This is a genomic window from Actinomyces israelii, assembly GCF_030253495.1.
Taxonomy (GTDB): domain Bacteria; phylum Actinomycetota; class Actinomycetes; order Actinomycetales; family Actinomycetaceae; genus Actinomyces; species Actinomyces israelii.
The window spans coordinates 3,574,700-3,590,019 of sequence record NZ_CP124548.1; the positions used below are offsets into that span (position 1 = coordinate 3,574,700).

Sequence of the window (15,320 nt, forward strand, 5' to 3'; positions counted from 1 at the left end):
CGCCCCTGCCGCGCCTCCTCTCCGCCTCCTGACCCGGAGGCCTTCCCTGCTGCGCCTCCTGACCCGGAGGCCTTCCCTGCTGCGCCTCCCGACTCCCGACCCGCCAGGCTCCCCCGCCACGATCGAGTGAGCCGGCCCGGGCCGCCCGGTCAGCGCGCCGTCGTCGTCGTTTCCTGAGAGAATCGCCCCATGCCCCAGTCCATGCAGATCACCGCGGCGACGATCGACCCCGCCCTGCTCGACCTGCCCTGGGAGATCCCGCTGGAGACGTGGCCACCCGAGGTCCTCGCGGCGCTGCCGCGCGGCCTGTCGCGCCACATTGTGCGCTTCGTCAACCTCTCCGAGCGCGTCATCGCCGTCAAGGAGATCGGCGAGTCCGTCGCCTACCGCGAGTACGAGCTGCTCCGCAACCTCGTGCGCCTGGGGGCGCCGTGCGTCACCCCCACCGCCGTCATCACCGAGCGCGCGGACCTGTCCGGCAACGCCCTGAACTCCGTGCTCGTCACCGAGCACCTGTCCTACTCCCTGCCCTACCGCGCCCTGTTCAGCCAGTACATGCGCCCCGAGACGGCGACCCGCCTCATCGACGCCCTAGCGGTCCTGCTCGTGCGCCTGCACCTGCTCGGCTTCTACTGGGGGGACGTCTCCCTGTCCAACACGCTCTTCCGGCGCGACGCCGGCGCCTTCGCCGCCTACCTGGTGGACGCCGAGACCGGCGAGCTCCATACCGAGGGACTCACCGAGGGCAAGCGCCTGTACGACATCGACATCGCCCGGACCAACATTATCGGCGAGCTCATGGACCTCCAGGCCGGGGCGCTGCTGGAGCCCAGCGTCGACACCATCGAGGTCGGCGACCGCATCGTCACCCGGTACACCGAGCTGTGGGAGGTGCTCACGGGCGCGGAGACCTTCGACATGGGTGAGCGGTGGCGCGTGCGCCAGCGCATCGAGCGGCTCAACAAGCTGGGCTTCGACGTCGGCGAGCTCATGATGAAGACGCAGGCCGACGGCTCGGGTGCGCGCATGGTCATTCAGCCCAAGGTCGTCGACGCCGGTCACTACCACCGCCAGATCATGCGCCTGACCGGCCTGGACGTCCAGGAGCGCCAGGGCCAGCGCATGCTCAACGACCTGGAGGCCTACCGGGCCTACACCGGCCGGCAGGACGAGCCCATCGAGCAGGTGGCCCACGCCTGGCTCACCGACGTCTTCGAGCCGACGATCGCCGCCGTGCCCATGGAGTTGCGCCGCAAGCTCGAGCCGGCGGAGATCTTCCACGAGGTGCTCGAGCACCGCTGGTACATGTCCGAGGCCAGGCAGGGCGATGTGACCACCGAGGAGGCGATCGAGGACTACGTCCGCAACGTCCTGCCCCAGCACTGGGACGAGGAGTCCTACCTCTCGCTGGGCGACACCCAGGAGATGGCGGCGATCTTCGGCGGCGAGGACGAGGAGGACGAGCCCGTCGCCGACGACGAGGAGTTCGCCGCCCGAGACGAGGAGATGGCCGCGGCCTACGAGCACAACCCCATGGGCTTCACCGCCGGCATGAAGTTCAAGGGCGAGTGAGGAGGCCGGGCGCGTGAGCATCGACGTCGTCGTCCTCCCCGGAGCCGATCGCGTCCCTCACGGCTGCATCGACATGGTGATGGACCCGTCCGGGACGGCGCTCACCTGGAAGTACATCCCGGTGACGATCAACGGCTGTCCGGTGCACTTCAGCTCGGCTGCCGCCCGGGTCGTTGTGCCCGCGGGGCCCGTGAGCGTCGCAGTCGGTCGTCCTGGTGTCCTCAAGCCGGTCGAGCGCGCTCTGCGTATTGATGTCGTGGTCCAGCAAGGGCAGGCCGTCCCCGTCTTCTACCGCCGCTCCTGGATCAGGGGGGATCCCGGCACACTGACGCTGCAGAGGCTCAAGGGCCCCAGCCCCTACGAAAAACAGTGGCTTGTCATGATGGGAATCATGGTCGCGATGCTTGGCCTCTACCTGCTCATCAAGCTGTTGAAACAGCTCTGAGGGCCCGGGCGAGTAACGTCGCGGGGCGCTGCGCGGGTCGCGGGGCGCTGCGCGGGTCGCGGGGCGCTGCGCGGGTCGCGGGGCGGCGCCCGGCAGCCCCGGCAGCCCTTTTCGTCGAGATCGGCTCACTTCCGCACCGGGATCGGTTAGAAGTGCCTGCCGGGCGCCGGGGTGGAGCGCGCGGGAACGCGAACGTGACGCACTGACGCTGAGCTGACGCCGACATTGGGAGCGCCGCCCGCCCGGTGCGGCCTGCGCCCTTCGCGAGGTCGTACCATCCTCTTCGCGGTCGTACCTTAATTAACGTACGACCGCGCGAACCGACTTGCGGTCACGGGGGGGGACCCGCAGGAACAGAACACCCCCGGAATCAGATATCAAGGACAGTCATGACCTTCCATTCGGACGCCAAGACCAGGCACGAGCTGCTCCTGGCGCGCCCCATCACCCGGGCGGATCTCGCCGCCGCCTTCGGCCCCGACATCGTCTTCGGGGAGTCCCCCGACGGCGGCGACTTCACCTTCTTCCACCCATTCCACTCCATCCGCATCCGCCGCCGGCCCCCTACCGACATCCCCGGGCGCCCAGAGGAGTGGGACTGGGAGCTGTGGTGGGATGAGGAGATGTGGGAGAAGATAGAGGCCGACGGCGACTTCGCTCCTCCGCCTCCGATCGCTCCGGAGGTGCTGGCGACCTTCACCCACCCCTACACCCTGGAGCTGTCCCACTGGTCGTCGGCCCCTCTGGGACTGCGCAGCGGCCTGGATTCTCTGATTTCCCGTATCGGCGGGGTCCGAATCGACGAGTACTGCTGCGTCCAGCGACCCGCGAAGGAGGAGTGGGCCGAGGAGGCCGGAGTACAGGATCCGCCCGGCGGCTCGGCGCAGGACCGGCCCGACGGGTGCGCCCCGGCCGGAGTCCCCGCCCGCCGCCCTCCCCGCTGAGGACCAGGGGCCATCGGCGTCGAGCCGGTGGAGGAGGAGGCTTGTCCTCGGCGCGGTCCTGACGGCGCTCCTCGCGAGCCCCTGGGCGCTGGCCGCCTGGGGGTGGTCGATCGCGAATGAGAACCTCATGGCGTTCGGGATGGCTCTTTTCATCATCATCCATCTGCTCGTCTTGATCCTGGTCCCGCGGTGGGTGGAGAACACGCGCACGACCGTCCTGCTGTTCGCGTTCTTCTTCGCGGTGCCCGAGGCGGCGCTGTCCGTCGCCGCATGGCTGGCGGCGCAGGCGGGCGACATGGACCTCATGGCGTACTTCGCGGCCGGGGCGTTCTCGCTCCCTGTCATCTGGGCGCCCACCGAGCTGCTCCTTCGCCGCATGGACCGCGGCGAACGCGGCGAGCGGGATGGCCGTCGTGTCTCGTGGCGCCGGCTGGAACGGGGGCGGCAGCGGGAGCTGCGCCGCGCCGGACGCGGCCCCGACGGGCCGGGCGGGCAGGTGGTGGTGCTGCCGGTCGCCGTCGTCGAGTGCCGGGGCATCAGGAGGGTGCGCCGCAGGACTCCCTATCTTCTCCTCGCCGACGCCCGGGGCGCGCAGATGCGCCCCGCGGGCCGCCTCCGGCGCCGCCGAGTGCTCCGCGCTGTCGTGAGCCGCCTGTCCCTGTGGGACATGATGGGTCACCCCTTCGACTCCACCGGCGGGATCCGCCTGGCCGCCGATCAGCCGGTGGTCATCCTCGAGGCCCCCGAGGGCTGCCTCGCGCTCGCGGTGCTCACCGGGCACGGCGACAGCAGTGTCGCGGTCTGCGGGCACTTCGGGTTCTCGCGGGACGTCGAGGTGGTCGGAGCGGACGAGGCCGCGACCGCCTCCGCCGGCCGGGACCTGGCCCGGAGCCTCGGTATCGCCGCGCCCGCGACCCCGCCGCGCATCCTCTCCGCCTCCTGACCCGGCGGGCCTCCCTCCCCTGACCCGGCGGGCCCGACCCGCCAGGCTCCCCCGCCACCACCGAGAGAGCCGACCCGACCCGCGCGGCCGGCGCGCCGTCGTCGTCGTTTCCTGAAAGAATCGCCCCATGCCCCAGTCGCTGCAGATCATCAAGGCGATCGGCAGGCCCGCCGCCGACCGCGAGTACGAGCTCAGCCCCACGGGCCTCACCGCCGGCATGAGGCTCAAGGGCGAGTGAGGGGGCCGGGCGCGTGAGCACCGACGTCGTCGTCCTCCCCGGGGCCGACCGCGTCCCCCACGGCTTCATCGACCTGGTGATGGACCCCAGGTCGTTCCCGCGACTGCTCTTCCGGGGAGTCCCATTCAGGATCAACGGCCTGCCCTTCCACATGCCCGACCCCGGCGTGCGCCTGGTGGCGCCCGCCGGGCCGATCTGGATCAGCGGCGGCCTGGGCTATATGGGAGCGGCTCCCGCCCGCATCGACTTCTACCTTCCGCCCGGCCAGGCCGTGCGCCTCTACTACCGCCCCTCCAACGCCGACTGGCTGAAGGGAACACTGTCCTTCACCCTGACAGAGAGCCACGACAGCGGCGCGAAGGCTCTCGTCATAGGCGTGCTCGCCTTCATGCTCACGGCAGGGCTCTCAATCGCGGTGGTGCTCGGGTTCTTCCTCTGGTTCACCAGTCAGCTCCGGTAGCGGGCCCCAGCCCCGCGCCCCCGGCCCGCGCGCCTCAGGCGCCGAGCTCCTCGGCGACCAGCGTCATCTCCTCGTCGGCCCGGCGCCGCAGCTCGCGGTGACGCGTCCAGGACGCCAGCGAGGTCTCGGCGACCGCGTCCACCATGAGCACAATGCCCACGCCCAGCAGCCCGCCGGACAGCCGGCCGCTCCGGTGGTGGCGACGCACCGCGGCGCCCACCAGCGCCCCGCCCAGGCCGGCCTCGAGAATCGCGGCTCCGCGCACGGCCCAGGGCATGTCGGTGACGGTGCGGACGTAGGACTGCCAGAAGGCCGATCCGGGCGTGGACGGGTCCTGCAGCAGCATGCCGACGCTGCGCCCCACCGCGTTGGACAGGCCGCGCGGCTCGTGGACGACCGCGCCGGGCACCTCCGCCGGCGCGAGCCGCCCGCCCAGGACGGACTCCACCCACTCGGGCAGGCCCAGGGCCCGGGTCAGGGCGACCATGCCCTCCAGCCCCGGGGTGGCGAAGGCCTTGGCGGCGGCCTCGACGTCGGCCCCCGGCACGGTCGAGGCGATGACGGACACGTCGGTGGAGTCGGTGAGGAGCTCATCGACCAGCGCCCGCAGCGCCGGCCCCGGCTCGCCGACCCCGCCCCACACGTAGCGGGAGGTCATACCCCAGGAGAAGACGGCGTCGTCGTCGCCCTCCCCGGTGAGGATGGCGCGGGCGGCGACGTCGCGCTCATCGACGGTCAGGACCAGGGCGGGCAGGGACTCCTCGTCCCAGCCGAAGCTGCCCAGGCCCGCGCCGTCGCCGGTGTACATGACGATCCGGCGGTCCAGGCCGGGCAGGGAGGCCACGGCCAGCGGGCGCTCCAGCAGCGTGGCCTGCAGGGGCACCGTGTAGGCGCTCAGCGGGGAGACCACGAGCGTGCGGGTCGTCGGCCCGGGAGCGCCCGAGACCTCGGGCAGGGCGACGTCGTCGGGCAGCGCGTTGAAGGCAGCCGGGCCGATGGTCACGTCCGCCCCGAACTCGCGGGCCAGGGACTCGGCGAGCTCGCTGACGCCGAGACCGGCCACGACTCCCCCGCGGGCGGGCGGGGTGACGGCCACCCGGCCGTCCGCGTCCGTCATGAGCGTCATTGACAGCAGGTGCGGGCTTGACGGGTACCACTCCAGGCGGGCGACGACCCGGTCCGCGACGAGGCGGTCGGCGACCGCCTCCGGCTGGGAGCCCGGCGCGATGAGCACGCCCTCGGTGCGGTTCCAGCGCTGTGCGGTGTCCTGAGCCATGGAGGCCTCCTAGCCGGCTGGGACCAGCCGCGGCGCGGTCGGTCCGTTGATGGGGATACGGGTCCGGCGCCTATTGTGTCAGCAACAGGCGCGCCGGTCAGCCCTGAGCGGGCGGAGCCGGCTGGGTGGGAGCGGCGGAACGGGCGGCGCGGCGCAGCCGGTCGATCTCGTACAGGCCGATGCCGGTGGCCACCGCCGCGTTGAGCGACTCGACGGTGCGGGCGATCGGGATGGAGGCGACGACGTCGCAGGTCTCGCGCACCAGGCGGGACAGGCCTGCCCCCTCCGCCCCTGTGACCACGACGAGCGGGGCGTCGGCGAGCGCGAGCCCCTCCAGGGCCGTGTCCCCGCCGCCGTCGAGCCCGACGACGAAGCAGCCCTCCCTCTTCAGGGCCGTCAGGGCGCGCACGAGGTTCGTCTCGCGCGCCACCGGCACCCGGGCGGCCGCGCCGGCCGAGACCTTCCACACGGTGGCGTTGACCCCGACCGAGCGCCGCTCGGGGATGATGACGCCGTCGGCCCCGAAGGCCCCCGCGCTGCGCAGGACCGCCCCGAGGTTGTGCGGGTCGGTGACCTGGTCCAGGGCCACCAGCAGCGGGGTGCGGCCGGCCTCGCGGGCGCGCTCCAGCAGGCCGGCGGCGTCGGCGTACTCGTAGGCGGGCACCTCGATGGCCACGCCCTGGTGGGCGGCGCCGTCGGTGAGGGCCTCCAGGTCGAGCCTGGTGGCCTCCAGCACCGGCGCGCCCAGGAGGGTCGCGCGCCGGACGACGGCGTCCAGGCGGTCGTCGGACTCAGAGGACGCCGCCGCGACCGCCATGAACACGCGCACGATCGGGACGGCGGCGCGGGCGGCCTCGGCGACCGCGTTGCGGCCGCACACGATCTCGTGGTCCGTCGGCACGCCGAAGCGCTCTTTGGCCTGCTTCAGCCGCTTGGCGTGCGTGGGCTGGGAGGCCCGCGCCTGGGCGCGCGCCTTGGCCCGCGCCCTGGGGTGGCCGACGCGGTCCTCCGCCTTGGGCGTGGGGCCGCGCCCCTCCAGCCTACGACGGCGCTTGCCGCCGGAGCCCTTGGTGGGTCCTTTCTTGGGGGAGCGGCGCCGGGCGCCGGGGTACTGCTCGTTTCCGGGCATGGATGGTCCTTTCAGCCGGGCTCAGGCCAGGTGCCAGCGGGCGCCTGCGGCGGAGTCCTCGACGACGACGCCGGCCGCGGCCAGCTGGTCGCGCAGGGCGTCGGCGCGGGCCCAGTCCTTGGCGACGCGGGCCCGGGCGCGCTGGTCGAGCAGGGCGGTCACGAGGTGGTCGAGCGCGTCCATGGCGGCGTCGCTGCCTGCGCCCGCGCCGCCCAGGACGCGGGAGCGCCAGGGCTCGGCCAGCGGGTCCAGGCCCAGGACGTCGAGCTGGGAGCGCAGGTCCAGGGCCGCGGAGACGACGGCGTCGCGCTCCGGCTCGGGGGCCGCGAGCGCGGTGTTGAGCCGTTTGAGGGTGGCGTGGACGACGGCCATGGCCCCGGCCAGGCCCAGGTCGTCGTCCATGGCGGCCGTGTACTCGTCCGGCAGGGGGCGCGCGCGCACCTCCTCGGCGGGGGCGTCCACCGGGTCGGCGGCGCCCGCGGTGCCGGGGGCGCCGGGGCTGTCGGAGCCGGCGTTGTCGGGGTCGCCGCCCTCGCCGTCGGGGCGGGTCACCTCCCGGGCCCGCAGCACGGCACCGCTCAGGCGGTCCCACAGGCCGGAGGCGTCGGCGAGGGTCTCCTCGGAGAACTCCACGGTGGAGCGGTGGTGGACGGTGCCCAGGGCCAGGCGCAGGACGGCGGGGTCGTAGGTCCGGAGCAGCTCGGCCACGATCAGGGAGTTGCCCAGCGACTTGCTCATCTTCTCGCCCTTGACGGTGACCCAGGCATTGTGGACCCAGTGGCGGGCGAACCCCCAGCCGGCGCCGCGGGACTGGGCCTGCTCGTTCTCGTGGTGGGGGAAGCGCAGGTCGATGCCGCCGCCGTGGATGTCGAAGACCTCGCCCAGGTAACGCCGGGACATGGCCGAGCACTCCAGGTGCCAGCCGGGACGGCCGCGGCCCCAGGGGGCGTCCCAGGCGGCGTCGTCCGGCTCGGAGGGCTTGGCGGTCTTCCACAGGGCGAAGTCGCGCGGGTCGCGCTTGTCGGCCTCGACGTCGTCGTCGATCTGGGACTCGTCCTCGGTGGTGGCCAGGTCCTCCGGCCGCTGGTTGGTCAGCGCCCCGTAGTCGGGCAGGGAGGCCACGTCGAAGTAGACGTTGCCGCGCTCACCGATGTAGGCGTGCCCGGCGTCGAGCAGCCGGCCGACCAGGTCGATCATCTCGGGGACGTGGCCGGTGGCGCGCGGCTCGTAGGTGGGCGGGGCCACGCCGAGCGCCCGGTAGGCGGCGTCGAACTCGCGCTCGTGGCGCTGGGCCCAGGCCCACCAGGGCACGGGGGGGACGGCGGCGGCGGACTTGGCGAGGATCTTGTCGTCGATGTCGGTGACGTTGCGGATGAGCAGGACCCGCTGGCCGCAGCGCTCCAGCCAGCGGCGCAGTACGTCGAAGGCGATGGCGGAGCGCATGTGGCCGATGTGGGGCGAGCCCTGGACGGTGGCGCCGCACAGGTAGATCGTGACCGTCCCGGGCGTGACGGTGGGTGCCAGGGGGACGACGGCGCGGGCGGCGGAGTCGTACAGGCGCAGGTTCAGTGCAGGGCGCGCGGGAAGGTCAGTGCTCACCGGTTCAGCCTACCCTCTGCGTCGAGATAGACATTTTCGTATGAGGTAGACGGTGTCACCGTCTACCTCATACGAAAATGTCTATCTCGGCACGGAGGCCGACGGCGGTGCCGGGGCGACCGGGTAGACCAGGGCCGTGGCGATCGCCAGCAGGCCCTCCTCGCGCCCGAGGAAGCCCAGGTGGTCGGTCGTGGTGGCGGAGAAGGCGACGTCGGCCCCGACGGCGGCCGACAGGGCGTCGCGCGCCTCGCCGACCCGGCCCGCGACGCGGGGGCGCGCCCCGACGAGCTGGACGGCGATATTGCCGATCTCGTAGCCGGCCGCGCGCACGCGTCGCGCCGCCTCGGCCAGGAGCGTACCGCCGGCCGCGCCCTTCCACCGCGGCTCGGCGGTGCCGAAGTTGGAGCCGAGGTCCCCCAGCCCCGCGGCGGAGAAGAGGGCGTCGCAGCAGGCGTGGGCGACGACGTCGCCGTCGGAGTGCCCCTCCAGGCCTCTCTCGCCGGGCCAGGTCAGGCAGGCCAGGTGCAGCGCGTCTGAGGCCGGGACGGCGGCCCGGAAGGCGTGGACGTCGGTACCGATGCCGGTACGCGGCAGGGGCGGTGTCGGCGCGGCGGCCGGGGCGGCAGTGGGCGGCTCAGTGAGAGCGGGGTCGGTCATGGGCCCAGTGTGCCCGACGCCGTCGTCCGAGCACGGACGGGTCCCAGATCGACGCGCGGCGCCCGGGCCGCCCGCCGCTGCACGACCGTTTCACATTTCCTAGGTTTTTCCCAGACGCTTTAGTGGTGTCCGTCCAGGTACGTCCGGTTACATAGGGGTCGCCGTCGGACGGAGGCGGTCGCGAGGGTTGGGGAACCCGACGACCGGCCGCAGTCGAGGCGACCAAGGGTCTAAGGGAGCCCGTGGACGCCGCTCCGGCGAAGGAGGAGCGCTCCTCCCGGAATTGGGAACCCGGGAGTCGAGCCCCTCAACGACGAAGGCCCGCGGGCCGGGAGAGACAACCCGGCACCGCGGGCCAGGTCATGTCCGCAGCGCGCCCCGCCTGGGCCTCGCCCGCCCGGGGCTCACAATATTCCCCGTGAGACTCGTGCGCGCCGACACCCGCCGCCCGTCGTCGGCCGCCTTCTGCCCGCTGCACCGCAGCGGCACCTGCCGCTCCTGCCCGCACCAGGACCTGCCGCTGAACCTTCAGCTCGCCCGCAAGCAACAGCGCGTCGCAGCGCTGCTCGCCGCCCGCCTTGCGTCCGACGGCACCTGGCTGTCTCCGGCGGCGAGCGCCCCGACCCGATTCCGCAACAAGGCGAAGATGGTCGTCTCAGGCCGGGCGGCCGCGCCCGTCCTCGGCATCCTCGGCCCCGACGGCGGCATCGACCTGCGCGACTGCCCCCTGCATGTGGCCGAGATCGAGGCGGCGCTGCCCGCCCTGGCCCGGGCCGTGACCCGGCTGGGCATCGGGCCCTACGACGTCGGGGCACGGCGCGGCGAGCTCAAGCACCTACTGGTGACCGCCTCCCCCGACGGCGACCTCATGGTCCGCTGGGTCCTGCGCTCACGCCGGCACGTCGGCCGGCTGCGCGAGGCGCTGCCGGGGCTGCGGGAGGAGCTGCCGACACTCGCCGTCATGAGCGTCAATATCCAGCCCGTCCACCAGGCCGTTATCGAGGGCGAGGAGGAGGTGGTCCTCACCGGCGACGAGCCCTGGGGCGACCGCCTGCTCATGCGTCTGCAACTGCCGGGGTCCGATGACGGCGGGGGCACCGGGGCCGCGGGGGTCGCCGGGGCAGCCCGGTCCGGGGCCGCCCAGGCCGCCCGGTCCGGTGCCGAGCTTCTGCTCTTCCTGCCGACCCGCTCCTTCTTCCAGACGAACACGGGCGTGGCGGAGCGGCTCTACGCCACCGCGGCGCAGTGGGCGGAGGACCTGGACGACCGGGCCGAGGTGTGGGACCTGTTCTGCGGCGTCGGGGGCTTCGCGCTCGCGCTCGCGGGTCCGGGCCGCCGGGTGCTGGGGGTGGAGATGTCGGAGCCCGCGATCCGCGGGGCTCGGGAGTCGGCGGCGCTCATGGGGCTGGCGCCCGACGCCGCCCGCTTCGAGGTTGGCGACGCGCGGGTCCTGGATCCTGGGGGCGGCACTGTGCCGGACCTGCTGGTGGTCAACCCGCCGCGGCGTGGAATCGGGGTCGAGCTGGCGCGACGGATCGAGGACGCAGGAGTGGCACGGGTGCTGTACTCCTCGTGCAACCCGGCGAGCCTGGCGGCCGACCTGGAGGCGATGCCCTCCCTGCGGGCCCGCCGGGCCCAGCTGTTCGACATGTTCCCCCACACCGACCACGCCGAGGTCCTGGTCGAGCTGGTCCGCCCCTGACGCCGAGATCGGTCCGTCGAACCGATCTCGGTGCGGGGTGTGATGTATCAGCCATCTGCGACAGCTTGAATGCTCCGGATGTGGGGACCCGGTGGGGTGGTCTCGGGGCAGGGTGGTCGCATGAGTCGGGTCGCACCCCTGCGGGGCGGGTTCTGCCGGGGCCTGCGGGCGCCGGGGCGACGGTATTGCACATTCGCGCGCGACCTGCGTTGGCAAAAACCCCGGAATCATGCGGAAACGAAGTCCCAGCGGCGGTCACGATCCCGCTCCCATGTGCGCAGACCCCCCTCAGCGCACATGGGAGCCCGACAACCGAGCACGACGACTCACAGGAAAGCGCACAATCCTGCGGAAAACCGGCCCTCGCCCTGCAGAGGCCCCACCCTCCCATGTGCAACACCGAAGAACACCGGCGAAGACCGCGCCCCGCCCCTCGGCACTCACACCCCGACACGACCCCGGACGAGAATGCCGGAGGACGGGGATCGGCGAGTCGGTGAGCCCGTCAGCCCAGCTCGGCCAGGGCCGCCTCGACGAGCACGAGCCGAGCATCGATGTCCGCGGCGGCGTACGGCACCTCCAGGTCGCGCACAGCGCCGGCGAGGTCGGCCAGGTCGCGGGCCTCGGGGAAGCCGTCGCGGACCAGTGAGCGGGCGGCGCGCACGGAGGCCTCGTCGGCGACCCCGGCGTCGGAGGCGGCGCCGAGCAGGTCGATCAGCGGCCGGTACGTAGCGGTCAGAGCCTTGGCGACGTCGTCGAGCTCGCCGCCGACCAGCTCGGCGCGGGCGTGGTAGAGGGACAGGCGCTCGGTGAGGCGCGCGGCGCCGTCGCGCAGGGCCCTGGCGAGCTCGCCCAGGGAGCCGACGGCGTCGTTGGCGTCCAGCTCGTCCTCGCCGTCGAGAATCTGCAGGGCGAAAAAGCCCGAGGCCAGGTTGTGCAGCCGCAGCAGGGCGATGCCGAAGCGCAGCGAGTCCACGTCGCTGCGCAGCTCGGCCACCTGGCCGGCCAGGGGGCGGAGCTGCTCGACGCACTCCAGGATGAGGTTGTCGACCTTCCGGTAGCGCTCGGCGACGTCGTCGAGCGCCGGGCCCGGCCCGAGCCGCTCGGCGTCGGCGGCGGCCTCGCGCAGGCAGTCGCGCAACTGCTTGAGTCGGGCGGACAGGGCGCCGATCTCGGCGGAGCGCCTGTCCAGCAGGGCGACCATGCGGCTGCACTCGTCCAGGAGGGCGACCAGCTCGGCGGTGGAGGCCTCGACGCCGTTCATCTCGGCCAGGACGCGGGCGACCGGGCCGTCACCGCCCCTCTCGGGGATGTCGACGCCGGCGGCGACCAGGGCCGCGACCTCGTCCGGCAGGGTCCTGCGGGTGAAGTCCACGGAGTCGCGGTAGCCCAGCGCCCGCAGCTCCTCCAGCAGGGCGGCCTGACCTGCGGCGGCGACCTCGCGGCGGGAGGAGCCGCCGGCCGCGGAGGCGTCCTCGACCTGCCGCACGCGGGCGTAGACGGTCTCGATGGTGTCGCGCAGGCCGGTCTTCATCGGCAGGGTGCGCACGGACAGGAAGCCGTTGCCCGAGGGGACGATCGTGGCGAAGACGCGGTAGCGGCCGCCATCGGAGGAGCGGTTGGTGATGTAGGCGCTGGCGGCGGCCCCGGCCGCGATGTCCTCCCACACGCTGCGGAACAGGCCCGCCGGCATGTCGGGGTGCCGCACGACGTTGTGGGCGCGCCCCACCAGGGCGCCGCGCGGGTAGCCGGACAGGCGCATGAAGATCGAGTTGGCGCGGCGGATCCGGCCCGCGGCGTCGGTCGTGGAGAAGAAGAGCTCGTCGGCGGCGTAGGTGTGCTCGTCGCCCGCGGCGGGGTCTGCGGGCCTGGCGGGCCCTGTGAACTCGGTCATGTGGCGCCTCCCTTGGCAGATGTCGGTCTCCGACGACGCCGGGCGGCCAGGCGGGTCGCGCTCGACGGCGGAGGCGGGACGGTGGTCCTATCCCGGATAGCCTACTCAGCGGACACGTTGTCAGGTCCCGGTGGGCCGGACCGATCTCGGTGCGGAGATCTACCGATCTCGGCGGAGCTGGGGGCGGGGCCAGACGAGGGAGTCGTCCCACAGCAGCAGGTGCGGCGTGACGGAGGCCAGGTCCTTGACGACGATCAGCCCCGGGTCGCCGGGGAAGAGCTTGTCGCTGCCGCCCACCTGGACGACCAGCAGGTCGTTGGAGCGCGCCGAGGCGGCACCCGTGGCGGAGTCCTCGACCGCCACGCACTCCTCGGGCCTCAGGCCGAGCCGCTCGATCGCCGCCGCGTAGGGCGCGGGGGTGGGCTTGCCCGGCAGCCCGTCATCGCCGGTGACCAGCTCGACGAACACGTCGCCGAGCGCGTGGGCAACCGACTCGACAATGGGCCGCGGGGACTGGGTGACAATGACCTGCGCCAGCCCGATCTCGCTGAGCATGGAGGTGATTCTCCGGGCGCCGGGCAGGATCGGCGGGTCGGCGCGCACCGCCTCCCCGACGTCGGCCGCGATCCGGGCGAAGACCTCGGCGGTGGCGGGGTCCTCTGGCGACCGCGTGGCGCCGGTCTCCGCAATGATCTCGCAGGTGCGCGCAATGGAGGCGCCCGCTATGCCCGCGACCTGCTCGGGGGTGACGGTCCCGCCCCGCTCCTGGCAGCGGCGGCGGAAGGAGTCGTCCCAGATCGGCTGGGAGTTCATGAGCGTGCCGTCCATGTCCCACAGGACGGCTTTGACATAGCGGTTGGCGCCGGCGGTGGCAGTCACTGTTTCTCCCGCGGGGACTCGTCTTCCGGTGCGCGCCCGGAGTCGCCGCCCCGACGGCGCTGGGCGCGGGCGGCCTTCTTCGCCGCCCGTCGTTCGTTCCTCTCGGCCTGGTCCCGCGCCCACTCGACCTGCTCGGCGAGCCACGTCCTGGTCGCGGACGTGAGCATCTTATTGTCCTCCAGCAGGCCGGAGGCTCGCAGCTCGATGAACTCGAGATAGTCCGGCTTGCGGGTGCGCTCGTACTGGCGGCGAGCCTCCTGGAGGTCCGAGGCGACGCCCGCCACCTGCCGCTCGATCATGTGGCGCCCCAGCAGCAGGAAGATCGCCAGGGTCAGGGCGACAATGCTGCCGTAGCCCCTGGTCAGCGGGTAGAGGATCGCGGCGACCACCGACAGGACCATGGCCGGCCCCATCATGCCGTAGGTGTACCCCTCCGACCGGTCGTCGTAGCCGCGCAGCCAGTGACGTATCTTGATATGCCCCTGCGGGTCCCCGCCGTTGAACCAGTCGCGGACCTTCGCGCCGAATCCCGCCATATTGCTCCCTCAGCTCCTCTTGTCATCAGTGGCGCCGGAGGCCCGGACCGCAGGCCCGTCGCCTCCGTGAGCTCCACGCGTCCCGAGAGCGCGAACCGATCTCGACGCGGAACCGGACCGATCTCGGCGTCCGCCCCCGCCGGCTTCGAGAACCCGGTCGATGAGCTCGGCCATGGAGCCCGTGGTGTGCTCGCACACGGCGGTGACCTCCGCGGGGGACCAGGGCAGGGCGACGGCGTGGTCGGCGACCTCGTGCATGGAGATGTCGTTCCACGAGTCGCCGAAGCTCCAGGTCTCCACGCGCTCGCCCGGGTGCGGCCCGCCGGGGCCGGTGAGCCAGGCGACCAGGTCGTTCAGCCCGGAGCCCTTGGTCGCGCCGGCGGGGATGACGTCGAGGAACTCCTGGTTGCGCACCACCTCGATCTGCTCACCCCAGCGCCCGGTGAGGTCGGCGACAATGCGCTCGCGCGTATCGTCGTCGCGCACCCGCATGGGCACCCCGATGAAGCGGTGCCCGGTCATCTGGTCGGGCTCCATGGGGACGAACACCTGGAGGATCGGGGAGAGCTCGTGGTAGGTGTCCGAGATAATGTGGTCGGTCTCCAGCGTGGTGGCGAAGACCGTGAGGCCGTCGATCCCCTGCAGCGACATGACGATCTCGCGGGCCAGGCCGTCGGGCAGGAAGCGGGAGGTCACAATGCGGTAGTCGCCGTCGACGAGCACGGCACCGGTGAAGGTGACCGCGTAGTCGAAGACGACGCCGAGCGGCTCCAGGGTGTCGCGGGTGGCGAAGACAGACTTGCCGGTGTCCACCACGAGCAGGTTCCCGGCCGACCGCCACCGCCTCATGGCGCCCAAGTCGGCCGCCGAGACCTTCCGGTCGAACAGGATGGTGCCATCCAGATCGGTGGCGATGAGCTGGAGCATACGCGTTCCTCTGCACTCCGTCGTCTGATGGTGGGATCGGGGTCGTCCCCGCTCGCGCGGGGGCTCACGGATAATGCGCTCTCGGGCTGCGGGCGCCGAGGCGGACGACTGCAGGTGAT

14 protein-coding genes are annotated in these 15,320 nt (G+C 72.7%); 6 read left to right on the forward strand and 8 right to left on the reverse strand.

Annotated features, from left to right (window positions below; translation table 11 throughout):
- Positions 1-189: 189 nt before the first annotated feature.
- The 5 genes from AIF0345_RS14855 to AIF0345_RS14875 all read left to right on the forward strand — a co-directional run bounded on the left by AIF0345_RS14855 (position 190) and on the right by AIF0345_RS14875 (position 4,602).
- Positions 190-1,572, forward strand: a complete 1,383-nt coding sequence (locus AIF0345_RS14855; RefSeq protein ID WP_268917288.1) for a DUF4032 domain-containing protein — start codon at positions 190-192, stop codon at positions 1,570-1,572.
- Positions 1,573-1,585: 13 nt separating this feature from the next.
- Entirely contained in the window at positions 1,586-2,017 is a 432-nt protein-coding gene (locus tag AIF0345_RS14860) for a hypothetical protein (protein WP_285296579.1), read from the forward strand.
- Positions 2,018-2,406: 389 nt separating this feature from the next.
- Positions 2,407-2,961 (forward strand): hypothetical protein, encoded by a 555-nt coding sequence (locus AIF0345_RS14865; RefSeq protein WP_285296580.1) that lies wholly within the window; start codon positions 2,407-2,409, stop codon positions 2,959-2,961.
- A gap of 127 nt (positions 2,962-3,088) precedes the next feature.
- Entirely contained in the window at positions 3,089-3,904 is an 816-nt protein-coding gene (locus AIF0345_RS14870; protein ID WP_285296581.1) for a hypothetical protein, read from the forward strand.
- 251 nt (positions 3,905-4,155) lie between these two features.
- Complete coding sequence (locus tag AIF0345_RS14875) at positions 4,156-4,602, forward strand: hypothetical protein (RefSeq protein ID WP_285296582.1); 447 nt, start codon at positions 4,156-4,158, stop codon at positions 4,600-4,602.
- 34 nt (positions 4,603-4,636) lie between these two features.
- Here the strand turns inward: AIF0345_RS14875 and AIF0345_RS14880 are convergent, their stop codons facing one another.
- From AIF0345_RS14880 to ispF, 4 genes are all read right to left on the reverse strand, one after another.
- On the reverse strand, positions 4,637-5,878 hold the full coding sequence (locus AIF0345_RS14880) for a hypothetical protein (protein ID WP_285296583.1): 1,242 nt from the start codon (positions 5,876-5,878) through the stop codon (positions 4,637-4,639).
- Between the two features lie 97 nt (positions 5,879-5,975).
- On the reverse strand, positions 5,976-7,007 hold the full coding sequence (rlmB, locus tag AIF0345_RS14885; protein ID WP_285296584.1) for a 23S rRNA (guanosine(2251)-2'-O)-methyltransferase RlmB: 1,032 nt from the start codon (positions 7,005-7,007) through the stop codon (positions 5,976-5,978).
- A gap of 21 nt (positions 7,008-7,028) precedes the next feature.
- On the reverse strand, positions 7,029-8,606 hold the full coding sequence (gene cysS, locus AIF0345_RS14890; RefSeq protein ID WP_285296585.1) for a cysteine--tRNA ligase: 1,578 nt from the start codon (positions 8,604-8,606) through the stop codon (positions 7,029-7,031).
- An 81-nt stretch (positions 8,607-8,687) separates the two neighbouring features.
- Positions 8,688-9,263, reverse strand: a complete 576-nt coding sequence (ispF, locus tag AIF0345_RS14895; RefSeq protein WP_285296586.1) for a 2-C-methyl-D-erythritol 2,4-cyclodiphosphate synthase — start codon at positions 9,261-9,263, stop codon at positions 8,688-8,690.
- A 418-nt stretch (positions 9,264-9,681) separates the two neighbouring features.
- Here ispF and AIF0345_RS14900 point away from each other — a divergent pair, with 418 nt between their 5' ends.
- Positions 9,682-10,965 (forward strand): methyltransferase domain-containing protein, encoded by a 1,284-nt coding sequence (locus tag AIF0345_RS14900; RefSeq protein WP_285296587.1) that lies wholly within the window; start codon positions 9,682-9,684, stop codon positions 10,963-10,965.
- A gap of 505 nt (positions 10,966-11,470) precedes the next feature.
- On the opposite strand, the gene AIF0345_RS14905 is transcribed toward AIF0345_RS14900, so the two are convergent.
- From AIF0345_RS14905 to AIF0345_RS14920, 4 genes are all read right to left on the reverse strand, one after another.
- Entirely contained in the window at positions 11,471-12,859 is a 1,389-nt protein-coding gene (locus AIF0345_RS14905) for a PAS domain-containing protein (RefSeq protein WP_268917296.1), read from the reverse strand.
- Positions 12,860-13,018: 159 nt separating this feature from the next.
- Positions 13,019-13,738 carry an HAD family hydrolase gene (locus AIF0345_RS14910; protein WP_285296588.1) on the reverse strand — a complete coding sequence of 240 codons (720 nt, stop codon included), beginning with the start codon at positions 13,736-13,738 and terminating at the stop codon, positions 13,019-13,021.
- Complete coding sequence (locus AIF0345_RS14915) at positions 13,735-14,274, reverse strand: hypothetical protein (protein ID WP_043560938.1); 540 nt, start codon at positions 14,272-14,274, stop codon at positions 13,735-13,737. Before AIF0345_RS14915 ends, AIF0345_RS14910 begins: the two co-directional genes overlap by 4 nt.
- 9 nt (positions 14,275-14,283) lie before the next feature.
- Positions 14,284-15,201 carry an HAD-IIB family hydrolase gene (locus tag AIF0345_RS14920; protein ID WP_268917298.1) on the reverse strand — a complete coding sequence of 306 codons (918 nt, stop codon included), beginning with the start codon at positions 15,199-15,201 and terminating at the stop codon, positions 14,284-14,286.
- Positions 15,202-15,320: the final 119 nt, after the last annotated feature.